This window comes from Pseudomonas sp. 10S5, assembly GCF_035019745.1.
Lineage (GTDB): Bacteria > Pseudomonadota > Gammaproteobacteria > Pseudomonadales > Pseudomonadaceae > Aquipseudomonas.
This window is the reverse complement of sequence record NZ_JASJVL010000034.1, coordinates 1-16,950: the sequence shown is the minus strand read 5'-3', so window position 1 is coordinate 16,950 and position 16,950 is coordinate 1. Positions and strand designations below refer to the sequence as shown.

At 51.3% G+C, this 16,950-nt stretch carries 12 protein-coding genes and 1 pseudogene; 6 read left to right on the top strand and 7 right to left on the bottom strand.

Translation table 11 applies throughout. The annotated features are described in order from the left end of the window. Positions 1-1,361: retention module-containing protein (locus QN378_RS23090; protein WP_323551027.1), on the bottom strand; the 1,361-nt coding region annotated here is incomplete at its 3' end. A 480-nt stretch (positions 1,362-1,841) separates the two neighbouring features. On the opposite strand from QN378_RS23090, the gene QN378_RS23085 reads away from it, so the two are divergent. The 4 genes from QN378_RS23085 (at position 1,842) to QN378_RS23070 (ending at position 8,163) form a co-directional block, all read left to right on the top strand. Beyond that, a complete protein-coding gene (locus QN378_RS23085; RefSeq protein WP_322204716.1) occupies positions 1,842-3,197 on the top strand; it encodes a TolC family outer membrane protein in 1,356 nt (451 codons plus the stop codon). 35 nt (positions 3,198-3,232) lie between these two features. Beyond that, a complete protein-coding gene (locus tag QN378_RS23080) occupies positions 3,233-5,377 on the top strand; it encodes a type I secretion system permease/ATPase (RefSeq protein WP_407074122.1) in 2,145 nt (714 codons plus the stop codon). Positions 5,378-5,390: 13 nt separating this feature from the next. Next, positions 5,391-6,743 carry an HlyD family type I secretion periplasmic adaptor subunit gene (locus QN378_RS23075; RefSeq protein ID WP_322204718.1) on the top strand — a complete coding sequence of 451 codons (1,353 nt, stop codon included), beginning with the start codon at positions 5,391-5,393 and terminating at the stop codon, positions 6,741-6,743. Between the two features lie 226 nt (positions 6,744-6,969). After that, positions 6,970-8,163 (top strand): cyanate transporter, encoded by a 1,194-nt coding sequence (locus tag QN378_RS23070; RefSeq protein WP_323551028.1) that lies wholly within the window; start codon positions 6,970-6,972, stop codon positions 8,161-8,163. Positions 8,164-8,355: 192 nt separating this feature from the next. Here the strand turns inward: QN378_RS23070 and QN378_RS23065 are convergent, their stop codons facing one another. The 6 genes from QN378_RS23065 to QN378_RS23040 are packed head-to-tail and all read right to left on the bottom strand — an operon-like array spanning position 8,356 to position 15,177. Continuing rightward, entirely contained in the window at positions 8,356-9,795 is a 1,440-nt protein-coding gene (locus QN378_RS23065) for an amidase (RefSeq protein WP_323551034.1), read from the bottom strand. A gap of 2 nt (positions 9,796-9,797) precedes the next feature. Next, positions 9,798-11,138: an aspartate aminotransferase family protein gene (locus QN378_RS23060; RefSeq protein ID WP_323551029.1), complete on the bottom strand. Its 1,341-nt coding sequence runs from the start codon at positions 11,136-11,138 to the stop codon at positions 9,798-9,800. After that, the gene (locus QN378_RS23055; protein ID WP_323551030.1) at positions 11,116-12,234 is read right to left on the bottom strand and encodes an aminotransferase class III-fold pyridoxal phosphate-dependent enzyme; all 1,119 of its coding nucleotides are present in this window, start codon (positions 12,232-12,234) and stop codon (positions 11,116-11,118) included. The genes QN378_RS23060 and QN378_RS23055 overlap by 23 nt, the downstream gene beginning before the upstream one ends. Before the next feature lie 18 nt (positions 12,235-12,252). Then, complete coding sequence (locus tag QN378_RS23050) at positions 12,253-13,143, bottom strand: TauD/TfdA family dioxygenase (RefSeq protein WP_323551031.1); 891 nt, start codon at positions 13,141-13,143, stop codon at positions 12,253-12,255. Next, positions 13,118-14,701: an AMP-binding protein gene (locus QN378_RS23045; RefSeq protein WP_323551032.1), complete on the bottom strand. Its 1,584-nt coding sequence runs from the start codon at positions 14,699-14,701 to the stop codon at positions 13,118-13,120. Before QN378_RS23045 ends, QN378_RS23050 begins: the two co-directional genes overlap by 26 nt. Continuing rightward, positions 14,698-15,177, bottom strand: a complete 480-nt coding sequence (locus QN378_RS23040; protein ID WP_323551035.1) for a thermostable hemolysin — start codon at positions 15,175-15,177, stop codon at positions 14,698-14,700. Before QN378_RS23040 ends, QN378_RS23045 begins: the two co-directional genes overlap by 4 nt. 300 nt (positions 15,178-15,477) lie before the next feature. Between QN378_RS23040 and QN378_RS23035 the strand changes: the two genes are divergently transcribed. After that, a complete protein-coding gene (locus tag QN378_RS23035) occupies positions 15,478-16,437 on the top strand; it encodes a LysR family transcriptional regulator (protein WP_323551033.1) in 960 nt (319 codons plus the stop codon). Positions 16,438-16,445: 8 nt separating this feature from the next. After that, positions 16,446-16,766, top strand: a pseudogene (locus QN378_RS23030) (HlyD family type I secretion periplasmic adaptor subunit); the annotation flags it as partial. Between the last annotated feature and the right edge of the window lie 184 nt (positions 16,767-16,950).

Below are 16,950 nucleotides of genomic sequence, written 5' to 3'. Positions count from 1 at the left end.
TGCAACACCAGGTTTGCCTGGCTGGTGTCGCCGTCCGCATCCTTGAGGGTGTAGGTGAACGTATCAGTGCCATTGCCCCCATCATGCAGCTTGATGAAACTCGGATCATGGGGATGGAGGGTGTAGGTGTAAGAGCCATCCACCGCCAGCACCAACGTGCCGTATGTACCGACAAAAGTACCGCCAACAATCGGACCGCTCGGAATGCGATCAGCGCCTTGGATGTCGTTGGTCAGCACGTTACCGGTCAGGGTAAGCAGGCTTTCGGACGCTATGTTTGGGTTGCTGTCGTCAAACGCCTTAGGTACGTCGTCGATGATGTTAACGTCGACACTACCGGTGGCCACATTCCCATCGTTATTGGTCGCTACCACTGGAAGATGGTCGATTATGTCGTTAGTGCCATTGCCGGGAGCATGGGATTGCGCACCATTTAAGGTGTAGGTGTAGGAGACCACGCCAGTTTGGGAGTTATAGCCGGTCACGGTCAGCGTATTGCCCAGCCCGGTATCAATCGCTTGGGGGAAACCACTCGCTTTGCCATTGGTAATTACGTTAACGCCATCAATGGTCAAACCTTTCAACCCGTCCGCAGCGTTAATGGTAAAACTTCCACTTTGGGTCAATGCGCCAGGATTGGCCGCAGAACCGAGGGGCAAATTGGCCTCGTTGACGGTCAGTTCACCGCTACTCACGTTCAATCCAACAATGCTGATACTGGTATCAGGCGGTGCAACGCCCCCTGGGGGACTTCCCGGGCCGTTATCAGGCGGTGCAACGCCCCCTGCGGGATTACCCGAACCGTTATCCGGCGGTGCAATGACCTCTGCGGGAGTGCCCGAGCCGTTATCCGTGAGGGGAGCGACTTGACCTTCAGGGAATATCGGTGCGCTGCTCAAGCCAGCGGTCGGGAAACCGACTACCGGATCGACACGCCCACCCACTTCAGTTAGCAAAACGAAGGAATGTCCGCCCCCCAATGCGCCCGCTACGTCATTAATAGCCGGACCAGCGGCAGCTGGGTCAGCAATCTTTGTCGGGTCACCGCCGGCCGCGATAGCTTGCTGCAACTGTTGAACATCGGTCAATTGCGCCTCGGTAGGCGCTGTCGTGTCCGGGGTGTCGATGTGTGTCGCATGGTTGGCCAGAATTTCAGGGGTCAGCGGCATGCTGCTGTCACGGCCCAACGTCAGCTCACCACCGTCAGTAAGGTGCACCGCAACGGCACCCACTGGACCGGTTTGCAGGCGCTCACCTGCAAATACCTGATCACCCGCTACCAGAGCGCGGTGGGTTCCATCCCCCGTAACCGCGAAAACTTCGCCCACAACGTGCGTGACGGTACCGATCAACTTGGCCATATCCACTCCTCCGTTACCGACGTCTGTCGGCTACTGGACCTGTAAAAGCACCGCACCTCGAAGAACGGCTTTCTTACAAAATCCGATGTAAATACTACATATCGTTCAAGAACCTGTTCATCAAAAGAAACGCAATATCACTAAGCCAGTATGCAGCGACAATAAAACGTCACCTCGTATAACTTTGTTTTTGACCTTTATTGCAGCGCCGCTTTATTTTTTTAATGGTGTTTGAACTTTTCTTAGAATCGTCTAAAACCCCCTATAGCGTTAGCCATTAAGCGATTTACGAGTGAAACAATGTCTGTAAATCAGAACTACGCATAAGTTTTTTTTGGCATAACCGTTATGAAGAAATCGTCTTAATAAAGCGTCAAAAAGTTGTTAACCCTGTTGTTACAATTCTGATACGTTTTCAGCTAAGTTTTTCGCCAATTTATTGGCGATAACGACACACCATCAAGTATTAGGGAGAAGTACATGCGCGTTTTGAACCCCCTCTGCAGCGCAATTTTGTTAGCAATGACCTGTACAACCGCTCATGCCATGTCAATCACCCAAGCGATCCAAAGCACTATCGAATATCACCCGGAGGTTCACTCCAATTCGAATAGTCGACTGGCCGCAGATCAAGACGTCAAAATTGCAAGGGGCGGGTATTTGCCGACGGTGGATTTAATTGCCGGATACGGCCGTGAAGGCATCGACAGCCCAACGACCAGAGCCCTTACCGGCAGAGGTAGAGAGACGCTTAACTACACCCAGTCCGAGCTACGACTGCGGCAAATGTTGTTTGATGGGTTCAACACACCGAACGAAGTTCACCGTACTCAATCGGTGGTTAATTCCCGCGCTTACTATGTTCAAGGCGTCTCGGAAGATGTCGCGTTGCGGGCGATTGAGGTCTACCTGGATGTGCTGAAACGACGTGAGCTGTTGACCCTGGCTAAGAACAACCTTCAAGCACACTTGCGTATCAATGATCAGATCGGTTTACGCAGCAGCAGAGGCGTAGGCACCAATGCTGACCTTGACCAATCCAAAGCCCGTCGCGCATTGGCGCAGGACAATTTTTATACCGCCCAGGTAGACCTGGCTGACGCAGAAGCGAACTTCTTCAGCGCGGTGGGTCGTATGCCTGACGAACTGGAAACGCCACCGACGATCAAGGGTCAGGTACCCAATAACCTTGTGGATGCCCGCCAATCGATGCTGGCGAACAACCCATACTTGAAGTCTGCCCAAGCGGACGTGCAATCGGCCGAAAGCCAATATGAGGTTGCTAAATCACCGTTCTACCCGCGTTTCGATGCCGAGCTGGCAACGGGCGCCAACGAAAACCTGCAAGGCGAGCCCGGCTACGACAATGAATGGCGCGCGGCCGTCGTGATGAACTACAACCTGTTCAACGGCAACCGTGACAAGGCGCGCTTGCAAGGCGACGCTTACCGAATCAATCAGTCAATGGACATTCGCAACAACGCCCTGCGCACGCTTAACGAAAACCTGTCGCTGGCATGGAACGCAATGAACAACGCGCACATCCAAACACCCATTGCGCGCGAATATGCAGAAACCACGACCAAGGTTCGAGCGGCTTATCAGGACCAGTTTGGCTTGGGTCAACGGACCCTGCTCGACTTGCTCGATAGCGAAAACGAACTCTTCAATGCCGCCCGTCGCTATACCGAGGTGCGTTACACCGAGGAATACTCCATGTACCGGGTGCTAGCGACCACCGGCGAACTGTTGCGTCAGTTACGCGTGGTTTTACCCGCAGAAGCAGTGGCGGTCTCGGACGTCAAAAGCGAAGCCCGTTTGCCAGAAATGAAATAAAGGTTGTCGTCTCGGAGTAGCCTAATTTGACCACCATGGAAAACGTATCAGTCGACCCCCGACTGAGTTTCGACGACCCCTTACTCGACGGTTTGCTGATCCTTTGCAAGCTGCACGACTGCACCGTCAGCCGGGCCAGCCTGAGCGCAGGCCTGCCACTGAAACAGCAGCGACTGACCGTCGACCTGCTGCCTCGGGCTGCGGCGCGCGCGGGTTTGCAAGCACGCCTCTTGCGACGTCAACTCAACGATCTGTCGGCCTTAAATTTACCGGTGCTGTTGCTGCTGAAAAACAACCGCTGCGCCGTTCTCAGGCGTTGGTCCGACGATGATCGCGCATTGATTCTGCCCAGCGAGGCCGAAGGCGGCGAGCAATGGGTAAGCCGCGAGGAACTACTGGAAAACTACAGCGGCCAAGCCTTGTTCGCCCGCCCACGCCACGAACTCGAAGAGCTACGCTCGCCACTGGTGCCGAGGGTAGAAGCCTGGTTTCGCGACACCGTGAAACTTTCGCGCTGGTTATACAGCGATGCGATTCTCGCCAGTCTGTGCATTAACGTGCTCGGACTGATGGTGCCTTTGTTCGTCATGCAAACTTATGATCGGGTCGTACCAAACCAGGCCACTTCGACCCTGTGGGTGCTATCAATAGGGTTATTGGTCGGTACGGTTTTCGAGCTGATCTTGCGAGTGGTTCGCGCACACTTACTGGATCAAGCTGGCAAGAAGACCGACATCATCCTGTCGGCAACATTGTTTGAGCGCATTACTGGTATGTCGATGAAGGCCCGCCCCGCGACCATCGGTGGCTTCGCCCAAAGCATCCATGACTTCCAAGGCCTGCGTGAATTTCTAACGGCAGTCACCCTCACCAGTTTGATCGACTTGCCGTTCGCCGTGCTGATGCTGGGCGTAATCGGCCTGCTCGGCGGCTGGCTAGTGGTGATTCCAATAGTGGCGTTTCCCATCACAATCATCTTCGCGTTGTTGATTCAAGCTCGGCTGCGCGACACCGTGCAGCGAAGTTTGTCGTTGGGCGCCGAACGCCAGGCACTCCTCATTGAAACCCTCGGCGGCCTTGAAACCCTCAAGGCCTGTAGCGCCGAGAGTGAGCGCCAACACAAATGGGAAGCCACCCACGGCGCCCTTACCCGCCTCGACAGCCACGCCCGCAACCTCTCGGCGCTAGCCACCAATGGCACGCTGTTCATTCAGCAGTTTTGCGGGATGGCGACCATCGTGGCAGGGGTCTACAGCATCATCGCCGGCAATTTGAGCGTCGGTGCGCTGGTTGCTACTTACATGCTCGGCAGTCGGGTGCTGGCGCCACTCGGGCAAATCGCCGGGCTCATTACGCGCTATCAACAAGCGCAACTGACAATGAAAAGTACCGACGCGCTGATGGCCCTCCCGCAAGAGCGCGACGCCAAGCAAAGACCGCTGGAACGCACCCAACTCAAAGGGGCCTTAGAGGTCCATCACGTGACTTTTCGCTACAACGGGCAAAGCACTCCGGCGCTGCATACGGTCAATTTCGCGGTAAAGCAAGGCGAACGTATTGGCATCATCGGCCGCAGCGGCTCAGGTAAAAGCACCTTGGCGCGGTTGCTCATGGGTTTCTACGCCCCGGAAGAAGGTCAGCTATTGCTCGATGGTCTGGACCTACGGCAATTAGACGTGGCTGACCTGCGGCAACAAATTGGTTATGTGGCCCACGATCTGCCGCTTCTGGCCGGCAGCCTGCGCGACAACCTGACCTTGGGCGCGCGTTACATCAGCGATGCGCGAATGCTCGAAGTGGCGGACATGACCGGCGTAAGCGAACTGGCCCGGCAGCATCCACAAGGCTTTGATCGGCCGGTGGGCGAGCGCGGACAGCTGCTGTCCGGCGGGCAACGCCAAGCAGTATTGATGGCTCGGGCACTACTGCTGGACCCACCGATTTTGTTGCTCGACGAACCCACCAGCGCTATGGACAACAGCAGCGAAGAAGCTCTGCGCCAACGCCTGCACGGCTGGATGCAAGGCAAAACCCTATTGTTGGTCACTCACCGCACCTCGATGCTAAGTCTGGTGGACCGATTAGTGGTATTGGACAACGGCAAAGTCGTTGCCGATGGTCCAAAAGACATCGTCATCGAAGCGTTACGCAAGGGCCGCGTCGGCTCGGCAGCGGTCTAGGAAGCCCTCTCATATGTCAGTGACAACCGGCCAGCGCGGCTACTTTCATTTCGGTAAATCTGCCGACACCGAATTCATGCCCGAAGTGGCTGGCGTTGTCGCGCAGGATTCGCCCCGAGGTTCACGCTTGACCGTCTGGATCGCCGCCGCGCTGATCATTTCAGCATTGGTCTGGGCCAAATTTGCGGTACTCGAAGAGGTCACCATGGGTGAAGGCAAAGCCATTCCCTCGAGCAAAGTGCAGGTCATTCAAAACCTGGAAGGTGGGATTGTCACCGAAATTTTTGTCCGCGAGGGGCAAATGGTGAACAAGGGCGACACCTTGCTGCGCCTGGACGACACGCGCTTTCTCTCCAACAAAGGCGAAAGCGAAGCCGACCGTTACGCGCTAATTGCCCAAGTTGAACGCTTGTCGGCTGAATCAGAGGGGCGACCGTTCAAACTCTCAGATGACGTGGTTAAAAAAGCGCCTCAAGTGGCCGCCGATGAGCTTTCGCTGTATCAATCTCGGCAGCGGCGCCTGAGCAGCGAACAGCGCACACTGAATCAGCAATTGCTGCAAAAAACTCAAGAGTTGGCTGAGTTCCGTTCCAAGCAGGAGCAATACCGCAACAGTCTGAGTCTGCTTCAACAAGAAATGAGCATGTCGGCGCCGCTGGTGAACACTGGCGCCGTGTCTCCGGTGGAAATTCTGCGCCTCAAACGCAACGCCGTTGAAGCGCGCGGTGCCATGGACGCCACCACTCTAGCGATCCCCCGTGCTGAAGCAGCAATCAACGAAATAAAAAGTAAGGTCCAAGAATCGGAATTCGTATTCCGCTCTGACGCGTCCAAAGATCTCAACGATAAACGCACCGACTTGTCGAAACTTACGGCCACCAGTATCGCCATTGATGACCGGGTCAGCCGCACTACAGTGGTCTCACCGGTACACGGCATCATCAAAGTAATGAAGGTCAATACCATCGGCGGCGTGGTTCAGCCTGGCAGCGACATGGTGGAAGTCGTGCCTTTGGAAGACAACCTGCTGATCGAGGCCAGAGTCCGCCCACAAGACGTGGCCTTTCTGCACCCGGGACAGCCCGCCATGGTCAAATTCAGCGCCTACGACTACACCATTTATGGCGGCCTCAAAGCCAAACTGGAGCTGATCGGTGCCGACACCATCACCGATGACAAGGGCAACAGCTTCTATTTAATCCAGGTCCGCACCGACAAAAACCATCTGGGCAGCGATGCCAAACCGCTGCTGATCATCCCCGGCATGGTGGCCACCGTGGACATCATCACCGGAGAGAAAAGCGTCATGGATTATTTGCTCAAGCCAGTGCTGAAAGCGCATACCGAGGCGATGAGGGAGCGGTAAAACGTCCAGACAGTCAAATTGAACTGCGCCCCAGTAGTCGGACATAGATCCAACCTCTGGGGCGCAGTTCATGGGCGTGGGACCGAATTTATTCGGGAAGAGGTTCGTCTGAGACCTGCAAATCCAGACTAGCCATTAATTTTCAGATACCCAGAACGAACTTTTAATTTGCTTGCATGAGCTACACGCTGGCCTAATCGCTGGCGGGAGTATTAAAGGTTTGATTATGGAAAACATTCGTACTGTAAGCACCCACGCGCTGTCGTTAACGATCAGCATCGTGTTGATCGCGTTAAATCTACGCCCGGCAATGGCCGCCGTTGGCCCCTTACTTTCGACGATCCGTGGGGATATTGATCTCTCGTTCGGCATGGCGTCATTGCTGACAATGCTGCCAGTGATGACCATGGGCTTGGCGATGTTTTTCGGGATGCGCATCGCCCGACGCATGGGCGAGCACCGAACAATCGCCCTGTCCTTGCTGGTTATCGGTGTTTCAACGAGCTTGCGCGTTTACCTCGACTCGTCCACCGGACTGATTCTCAGCGCGGTATCAGCCGGATTGGGGATTGCGATGATTCAGTCACTGATGCCGGCGCTGATCAAGCGGCGCTTCGGCTCGAACGTGTCGCTGTTCATGGGTTTGTATGTCACCGCCATCATGGGCGGTGCTGCTATCGCTGCTTCGCTCAGTCCGCTGATTATGGTCAGCACCGCTAGCTGGCAGATAGGCTTGGGCTCATGGGGAGCACTGGCGTTGGTCGCGCTGGTGTTCTGGCTTGGTCAGCGCTCATCCGTCGCCGATTCAGCAGACGTTCCGACCTGCCCCGACGAAGCCTTCATTGGAAAACCCAGAGCCTGGACATTGGGGATTTTCTTCGGATTGGGCACGGCCTCATATACCTGTGTACTGGCTTGGCTTGCACCGTACTACGTCGAAAAAGGCTGGAGCGAACAGGGCGCCGGATTGATGTTGAGCTTTATGACAGCCATGGAAGTTTTGTCGGGTCTAGCGACTCCCGCTCTTGCCAATCGCAGCCGGGACAAACGCAGGGTGCTGGCGGTGCTGCTACTGTTGATCATTATCGGCTTTTGCGGCCTGGCCACCAGCCCTGATGGCTTCAGCTTGATATGGCCTTGTCTTTTGGGATTGGGAATCGGCGGCCTGTTTCCCATGAGCCTGATCGTTACCATGGATCATCTGGATAACCCACAGCGTGCTGGCGGCCTAACCGCTTTCGCCCAAGGCGTTGGTTATTTGATCGCAGGGCTCTCCCCGTTGCTCGCCGGAATTATCCGCGATCGTTTGGGCAGCTTCGAGTGGGCGTGGTGGTGTTTGGCAGTGGTGATGATGGCGATGCTCTTAATGGTGCCGCGTTTTAATCCAACGTATTACGCCAAGTATTTTTCTATGCGTTAGCGACTAGTAACATTCAAATTGGTTGTTCAACTTGGCCAGCGGATCATGCCATTGGTCGATGCGGCCCTAACAAATCTAAGTACGTACCTAACATTTACCAAACCAGCACGTTACCTTGAAGTTCGCTAATTCTCTAGCGATTTAGCAAGGCAAGGAGTGCTAGCCGGCGCGACCAGCATCCATAAGTTTTACTTAGAGAGACTCAACCGAAATGCTCATCTGTCCGGTGCCGCTGGCGGGGTACACCGGTTGCCATCGGTCCACTGCGCGCTCAAGAAACTTTGCAACCGCCAATATTCGCTCCTCTTTCCAATGTGGTCCTACGATCTGGATGCCTACTGGCAACCCTGTCTCCGGATCATACCCACCGCGAATTACCACTGCAGGTGAACCAGAGAGACTGAACGGGAACACAAAGCCATATTGATCTATGTCCGCAAGGGATTGCCCGTGAGCGAATGCTACGTCTGGGAATACAGGACAGATGAATAAGTCATACTGGTTAAAAAATTTCGCCAACTGAAAGCGGAAAGTATCAATCATGATCCAATCCCTCTTCATTTCATCTACGTTTAAATCGACGCTATCGCTCATTTGCATAAGCTGATGCGTAGCTCTTGTACATGATTGCTTGTTCATCGCTGTAAACATATTTTTCCAACTGCGTCCTCCATCACCACCGGTGATAAAAACTCGCCAAAGCACCGCGCTAGCCTCATTGAGCAAGGGCGGAGAATTGTCCGTAATATCCAATACCACATCGCCCAAACAAGCGGCAATCCGTAGCAATACATTTGATACCGCTGGACTGACAAGGCTGTGTGAATGGTCCCAAGACAATGCCACACGTAATTCCGATAGTGGTTCACTGGCGGTGAACGGAACATCTACGGTGTCCGGATCTTGGCCGTCGCTACCACTAATCAATTTACCAAGAAGTGCTATATCATCTACATAACGCCCCATCACACTGTATGAAGACGTCAGGTGGAAAAGCCCTGAGCGCTCGTTTGGAAACTGGCCGGTGAGTGGAACCCGACCCTGAGTCAATTTCAAACCAGAAATACCGTTGAAGTGTGCCGGTATTCGCACACTACCGCATGCATCCGAGGCAAGACCCGCCGGCGAGCATCCTGCCGCAATTGATGCCGCTTCCCCCCCACTGCTTCCTCCCGCTGAACGGGTAGCGTCGTAGGGATTGACCGTGCGGCCATACAACAGATTTTCAGTCTCGAACGCCATGCACAGCTCAGGCACATTACTAATGCCGAGGACAATTGCACCAGCCATACGCAGTCGACTGACCACCGTAGCATCGTGCTGGCTGGGTTCACCCTGCAATTCTGACAAACCCCGTGACATTCGAAAGCCTTCAACATGGCACACGTCTTTGATAGTAAGTGGAATACCATGCAGCGGGCCTAGAAATTGTCCCTTGCTAGCTAAATCATCGGCATGTTTTGCCTGCTTCAAAACTATCTCTTCAGCTCCGAACTGGACTAATGCATTGATTTTCGGATTTCGCTCAGAAATACGCTTGAGATAATGCCGCACCAGTTTTTCGCTTGTCAGAATACCTCGCCGAATCAGCCCAGCCATTTCCGACAGTGTTAAATTATCTGGATTAATCATGGTCAACTGGCTTGCCTGCGACGCAGCAGCGTGTTGGGAATGTGATACATATATCGAACAATCAACGCGAACGCCTTCACAACAAATCTGGGTCGTTTTGAAGTGGCCTCAAGTGACGCCTCGATCATGTTAAGGACATGATGTAAGGCTTCGCTAGTGATGTTCAGCGGAGGGTAAAAACGAAGAACCGGGTTATCGGCTCTTTCATTCATCGAGTGTCCTGCATGCACACCACGCTTACCCAACTCCAAAGTCATTAGCGTCTCATAGACCGACCCACGTAAACGTAAACCTAACATCAGGCCAATACCCGGAACATCCTTGACGATTTTCGGATAACGTTCTGCCAATCGCTGCAATCCGTAACGGAACAAGTTGCCATTGACCCGTGACTGCCCTACAAGATTGTGCTGCTCGATGTAATTGATAGCAGCCAACGCAGATACGCAGGCCAGTGGATGTCCGCCATTGCTTCGCTGCTCAGTCTCGACTTGTTGCAAAGGATGCTTACGGGACAACCGCTCGCTGTACAGTGCACAAGCGAATGACGTGTAACCGCCAGTCAACCCTTTGGACAGAATCATTATGTCTGGCACTATTTGGTCATAGTCGACCGCAAACCATTTTCCGCAACGCCCGAAACCAGTCTGGATTTCGTCGGCCACCAAAATGGTTTCAGTGGCATTGCATAGTTCTCTGACGCTGGCCATGTAGCCAACTGGTGGAACCGTTAAATGAGCCCCACCCAGGATCGGCTCAATATAAACGGCACACACGCCCTTACCAACCGCATGTTGCAAAGCTGAAAAATCCCCATAGGGTACAAAGGTCACCTCCGAATCGTGGTTACCGTAGGAGCGTTGGTGCTGTTGTTGACCAAGGATGCTCATCGCCGCTAAGGTCTTGCCATGGTATGAGTCATTCATGACTACGACTCCTCGCCGGTGCTTTTGTACCTTAAGGATATAGCGTAGCGTCTGCTCAATCGCCTCGGCCCCGGACACCATGTAGCGCACATCACCCCATTTTCCCGGCACGATGTTTTTCAATCGGTCGGAGAGCGAAGTTTGCGAAGAATGTAGTCGATCTTGGGGCGCCCAAGCCATGATATTGAGCTGATCTTGAACACTCTCAAGAACCATAGGGTTACGATGCCCTACAACAAACACGCCGTAACTGCATGCACAGTCGATGAAGCGTTTGCCATTGTTATCAGTAACGTATACGCCATCGGCTTTTTTTTCGACGCTGGTGTTACCTAGTCGATAAAGTTTCGTAGCTGACGCACTCCAGTGACGCTGGCAATCATCAAGCAATTGCTCATGCTGCATGATTGAGGACATGAGAGTAGGTCTCCTTGATAGCTGTGGCCGCACGTGCAATTTGCTCCGAGCGAGCGGTGATAGGAATACGCAATATCAACTCTCGCCCTGTCGGAACATTGACATACACACCGCGAGAATAGAGTTCTTTTTGTAACAATAAAACATCGCACTTTTCGTCCAGTGACATTCCGACCCACCCCCCATGAACCCTCAAATCAAAGTCCTCCAAAACGTCGCCAAGTATTCTACCGTTTTCCTCACAGCGAACCGGAGCATCAATCGATATGACGTGATCCAACGCTGCAATCGCAGCAACGCAAGCCATCGGATTACCGGCAGTAGTACTGCCATGTTTTGCTGGGCTACTACGACCATAGACTTTGTAGGCGATATTTTCACTACAAGTATAAGTACCGATAGGAAGCGCGCCGCCTCCGAGGGCTCCCCCCAAAACCACAATGCTCGGCACATGAGAATACTGCTGAAAGCCGAATAGTGTTCCGAGACTGCCTAGGCAACTCTGCACATCGACACCTATTACTGGTATATGCTCTCTTGCCGCCAACGAATACAAGAAATCAATCAAATCATGTGATATCAACCGTTGATTACCGTCAGTGCCAATTCCAATATTGGCATGGCAAACTGCGAAACAATCACGCCAGTCCACGTTATTTAAGTCCTCTAGGCTTCCAATTGCTATAGAACGAAAGCCAAGGAAGCGTTGAACCTCCTCATACTCCTGTGGCTGATTGAGACAGCGACCATATGTCAAAGAACCGTAATCTCCACCTTTAATGTAAACGATGGTATTACGTCGCGGATGCAGTCCTTTGCATAGTTTCAATGCACCCTCGAACGCTTCGTCACCAGAGTTACAAACATAGGAGCTTACTAACGGATCAGGAAGAATTTCCGCCAGCTTTCGACACAACCTTATAAGTGGCTCAGACATAAGGACCCTATTGGATAAGCCCATCTGTTGCGCCTGCAGCGCCACTGCATCGATTACCTGAGGCACTTGATATCCGAAACCGCCGGACAGATCAATTATCCTACGGCTGTCACCATCCATATATGTCTCATAATTTCCTGAGATGATTTCGTATCTCATAGTCTTCATCATTTGGCCTTAGCAATAGCTCAATGCATTGAAAATGCACCGACGCTCATCAATTATCGGTTGGCGTCCATGCATTACCCGTCGGTTATCAATTACAATTAAATCGTTGTCGCGCCAATCCGCTAAAAAAGTACACTGTTCTGAACAAAACTTTAGTTCATCAATAAATCTCTCCGGAATAGCTAACCCTGATACCGTATCGATCACTGGTATTTCGTAGTTGTAGGAAGGGCCTAGAATATTATTCGCAAAGGCTAGCCTTGAGCTGAAGCGTGACGATTGAATCGCCGAAGTCGTGAAGGTGTAGTGGATTGAGTCATCGCAAGCATCGTGTAAAATTTTCACCTGAGGATTGCCGCCAATAACGTCAAGTAAATCATAAAAATTTACCGTACTCGGATCGTTAAGATGCTCTGAGTAATAGCAGACCAAAAGACGCCACTTTTCCCCCGCCACCCGGCGACTGTAACGAATTAAGTTTGTGTCGAAGAAGGAGTGACATTCTGAAGAAAGCATTTTCAACACTTTTTGACCGTCACATAGTGTCGTTTGCGAACCTACCTCTGGAGCCTCCTTACAATAAAACCATGTAAGGTCTGGCCAGAATGGCGAGTTTCCGTTCTCACAGTGCAAGCCAACAGCTTGAGTCCCTGCATCGACTAATTGCGCAGCACCTCCTACCATAACTCGCGCTGGATCGAGGCTTAATCGAGCACTATTTTTGCGAACATAATCACTAAAATCTAGCTCATCATCAATACAGCTTCTCAATTTAATAACTCCATGCTTTTCAAGCAAACCAAATAATTCTTCGCGCGTTGTTATATTGGTGAATTGAGTGGGTTCGATGACAATATAGTTCGCTTCGTCGACTTTAAACTGAGAGGAGGATAAGATCATGGGATAGACTCGCTAGTTGATTGATGGGGAATTTTTCGGCATATGCATCAGCAATCTCAACGCGCTTCGGTCGACCAGTAACGGTATAAAGTTCTTTTAGCTTGGGTTCATCCAATGACACCAGCCATAGTCTGTCCGGGCGTTCGAAATCAGAAAAGCAGCGAGCCGACCACGCGATTAGTTCGGCTCGGTCTGGCATGTTTTTTAGGCACAGCAACCCAATCAATCGATGATGCTCATCAAGAAATACGACTGCGTCATGGACACCCGGATATTGGCGATATTCAAGTTCGATCTGTTCAGGGCTAACGTTTCGTCCGCTGGGCAGGCATATAATGTTTTTCTTACGACCATGGACGTATAGGAAACCCTCGCTGTCCAGCTCTCCAAGATCGCCTGTATCCATCCAGCCATCGCGGGTCATCACGCAGGAACTTGGATCCTTGCCTGAGTATCCACAAAATAATGAGCTGCTCTTAATTTCAATTGTATGATCCACACCGATACGAACCTGCACGTGAGGCAATGGTTTGCCAACACTGCCGATACGCTGTTGTTCGATTGTGTTCATGCTGACTACGGAGGTATTTTCGCTAAGACCATAGCCTTGAAAAACCGAAATCCCCCGCTGACTTAACGCATTCAGGACATCCACACTGACGGCCGCACCACCGCAAGTTATATGAACGCTGGAGCGTAGATAGCGGGCTAATCGCTTACCATCAGCATCATTGCAAGAAAGTTTTTCGTAGAAGTGATTGATCATTACCGGAGGTACAGTCAAGGCGGAAGGCTGCAAATGTAGTATCCATTCCAAAAGCCGCGCAGGTGACGCCCTTGACTCCCCCAGTAGCATTTCGCTCTGAGGCAAAAATTTGATTGTTCCGCCACTTAGCAGCGGCAAATAAGCACCGGTAATTTGCTCCAGCAACAGGCTCAGGGGCACCAAAGATAGATAATTACGATGCACGCTTGAGGGCATTTCTTTGCGAAGCGACGCCAACACTTGACTTATGGCTGAGCGCCTAAGACAAACTCCTTTTGGGCGGCTTGTGGTGCCTGAAGTATGGATAATCTTGCAAGTCCAATCATGGTCAACACCAGGCACAGGCAAAAGAGTTTTTTCAAGAGGTGCGTTATCAATGCACCAGACCTTCTCACTGGGCATTTTTAGAGACCAGCGCTCTTCAATTATTTGTTGTCCAAAGGGGTCAACTAGAAAACCATCACAGCGATCGGCTAGATGTTCAGCTTGGGAACGGCTGAACGCCAAAGGCAGTGGAAGCGACGTCATACCAGCAAATAAACAGGCTAGGTCGGCTATTAACCAATCTATGCAATTACGTGTCACAATCCCGACGACCGCCCGATGGCTATGGCTCGTCTGAAAAAAACAGCGTTGTAAATTTACCGCCAGATTCAGCGCACGCTTTTCAAGCTCTCCGTATGTGAGTTCCCTCACATTTCCTGAACCCAGAACAGCTAAGTCGACCGCACAGACTTTGTCACTATATTGGGCCAAAGAAGACCGTAGCGCTTCTATGAAGTCGAAGCTCATGGAGCGGCCCTCATGCTCTCTTCAATTGGGAGATGAAAAGACGCCTTCATGGTCAATTCAGCAAACCTTGAGCGTTTTGGATCGATGCGAATAAACCCGGTTACTGGCTGTTCCGAGTAATAGGTTCCCCAATCTTTTTTACCGCGATCGGTTAAACCCTCTGGCGTTGCCATAATGAGCGGTTCGAAAACGATCTGACAAGCCTCCATCATCCGCTGAACTTTTGGCGTAACCGTGCAGATTAGGTACTTCGCGCCCATAGACCAAGCGAGCAACGGGATCATATCTACCAAGATGCGGCCGGCAGTTTCTTGATTGGAGATGAGATTTCCGACTTCCGCAATTGAGAATCGATTGATCTGTTTATGGAAACGGTCCGACAAAACCCTTTCTATAGGAAGTGCAAGGTATTGCTCCGAAAAAAGCTTCCGATGATCCGCAAACGTTATACCTGCGCAGGATAAAAACGACCCTATGCCATTTTGAGTTAGCGCAAATACTGAGGACCTGGATCAATATCAGCTTTATATACTGTAAGAAATTTCTTTTTTACGAACTCTGCTGCTTGCAACCATAATGGCGTTGAGTTTTCTGTCACACGTACAAACATGCCTGCTGCCTTTATTCATTTTCATAGTGAAGCGCTGATTGCGCAGAAAAAATATAATAGGGAAGCTTCCTACGCACAATTTAAAAATTAAAAATGCCATTTTAATATGCAGATCATCGATGTTAGCCTTGGCCATTGCCGTAGCCTATGAGTACTGAGGCGAATTATGCTAAATAGTAATTATCTAAGAAAACTCGACATGCAAGACCTAATGATTTTTGTCACGCTGTACGAGCGAAACAGCGTCACCGACACGTCAGAAGCTCTATTTGTAAGTCAATCTACTGTTAGCTACTGCTTGAAAAAATTACGTATTGGCTTCGGGGATGAGCTTTTTATTAACACTCGCATTGGAATGCGCCCTACTTTAAAAGCGTCTACCATGTACAGCCACGTTCTTCAGATACTGGACAAAATAAATCTATGTCATTCCGGATTAGACTTATTGGCACCAAACCAACTTCCCACTACATTTAACATTTGCGCTCCTGAATACTTCGAACTTTTGTTGCTACCTACGCTATTAAAAAATTTCAACCAATGTGGCCGTGAAGTAGTTGTAAATGTTATAAAATTTGGAAAAAAAATACCCACTGAAGAACTAAACGACGGAAGCCTGGATTTGGCTTTTTGTTTCGGGCCTAACTATCACCACATCCATACCAGTTTAAAGTCACGCACATTAACTGAAGATGATTTAGTTTGCGTCATGGATAAAGACTCATCATCGACGGTCCAGTCAATGGACATTGACATGTTTACCTCCCGACAGCATATTTTCCCGACACCATGGACATCAGAAACAAACATGGTAGATGGTTGGTTGGAACAACAGGGCTACCGCCGCCAAATAATTGCAAAAGCCAATACTTATCTTGCGGCTCTGAATATGGTCCACGGCACGGACTTTATTTTGACTTTGCCTCGTCGTATTCAAGCATTATTATGGAATGATCAAAAGTTAGCGTTTTATGATATGCCGAAAGGGTTCAAGCGTTTTACTTTGGAAATGCTATGGAGTGAATTAGCAGACCGAGATGATGCTAGCCTTTGGTTTCGCAATCAAATCATAACTGCCTGCCATGTTCAAAAATTCTTACCGGTGCCAACACTTGGAAAAGGTTAGTCATACAGCGCCCGCAAGACGTGGCGTTCCTGCACCCGGGACAACCGGCGATGGTCAAGTTCAGCGCCTACGACTACACCATCTACGGCGGCCTGAAAGCTAAACTGGAACTGATCGGCGCCGACACCATCACCGACGACAAGGGCAACAGCTTCTATTTAATCCAAGTCCGCACCGACAAAAACCACCTGGGCTCCGACGCCAAACCGCTGCTGATCATCCCCGGCATGGTCGCCACCGTGGACATCATCACCGGCGAAAAAAGCGTCATGGACTATCTGCTCAAGCCGGTGCTGAAAGCGCATACCGAGGCGATGAGGGAGCGGTAGACGCTCAGACAAGTCAAATTTCTGCAGGAGAAAATCTGCGCGGGCGACGCTCCAAGGAGAGTCAGGCAGATCGAGTAATGGCATTGGCAGGTAAGCCTGCTCCCACAGAATGAACTGCGCCCCAAATGTTGGACAGTGATTGAATAAGCTACGCGGCCTGAGTTCTGTATGCCACTGGACTCAA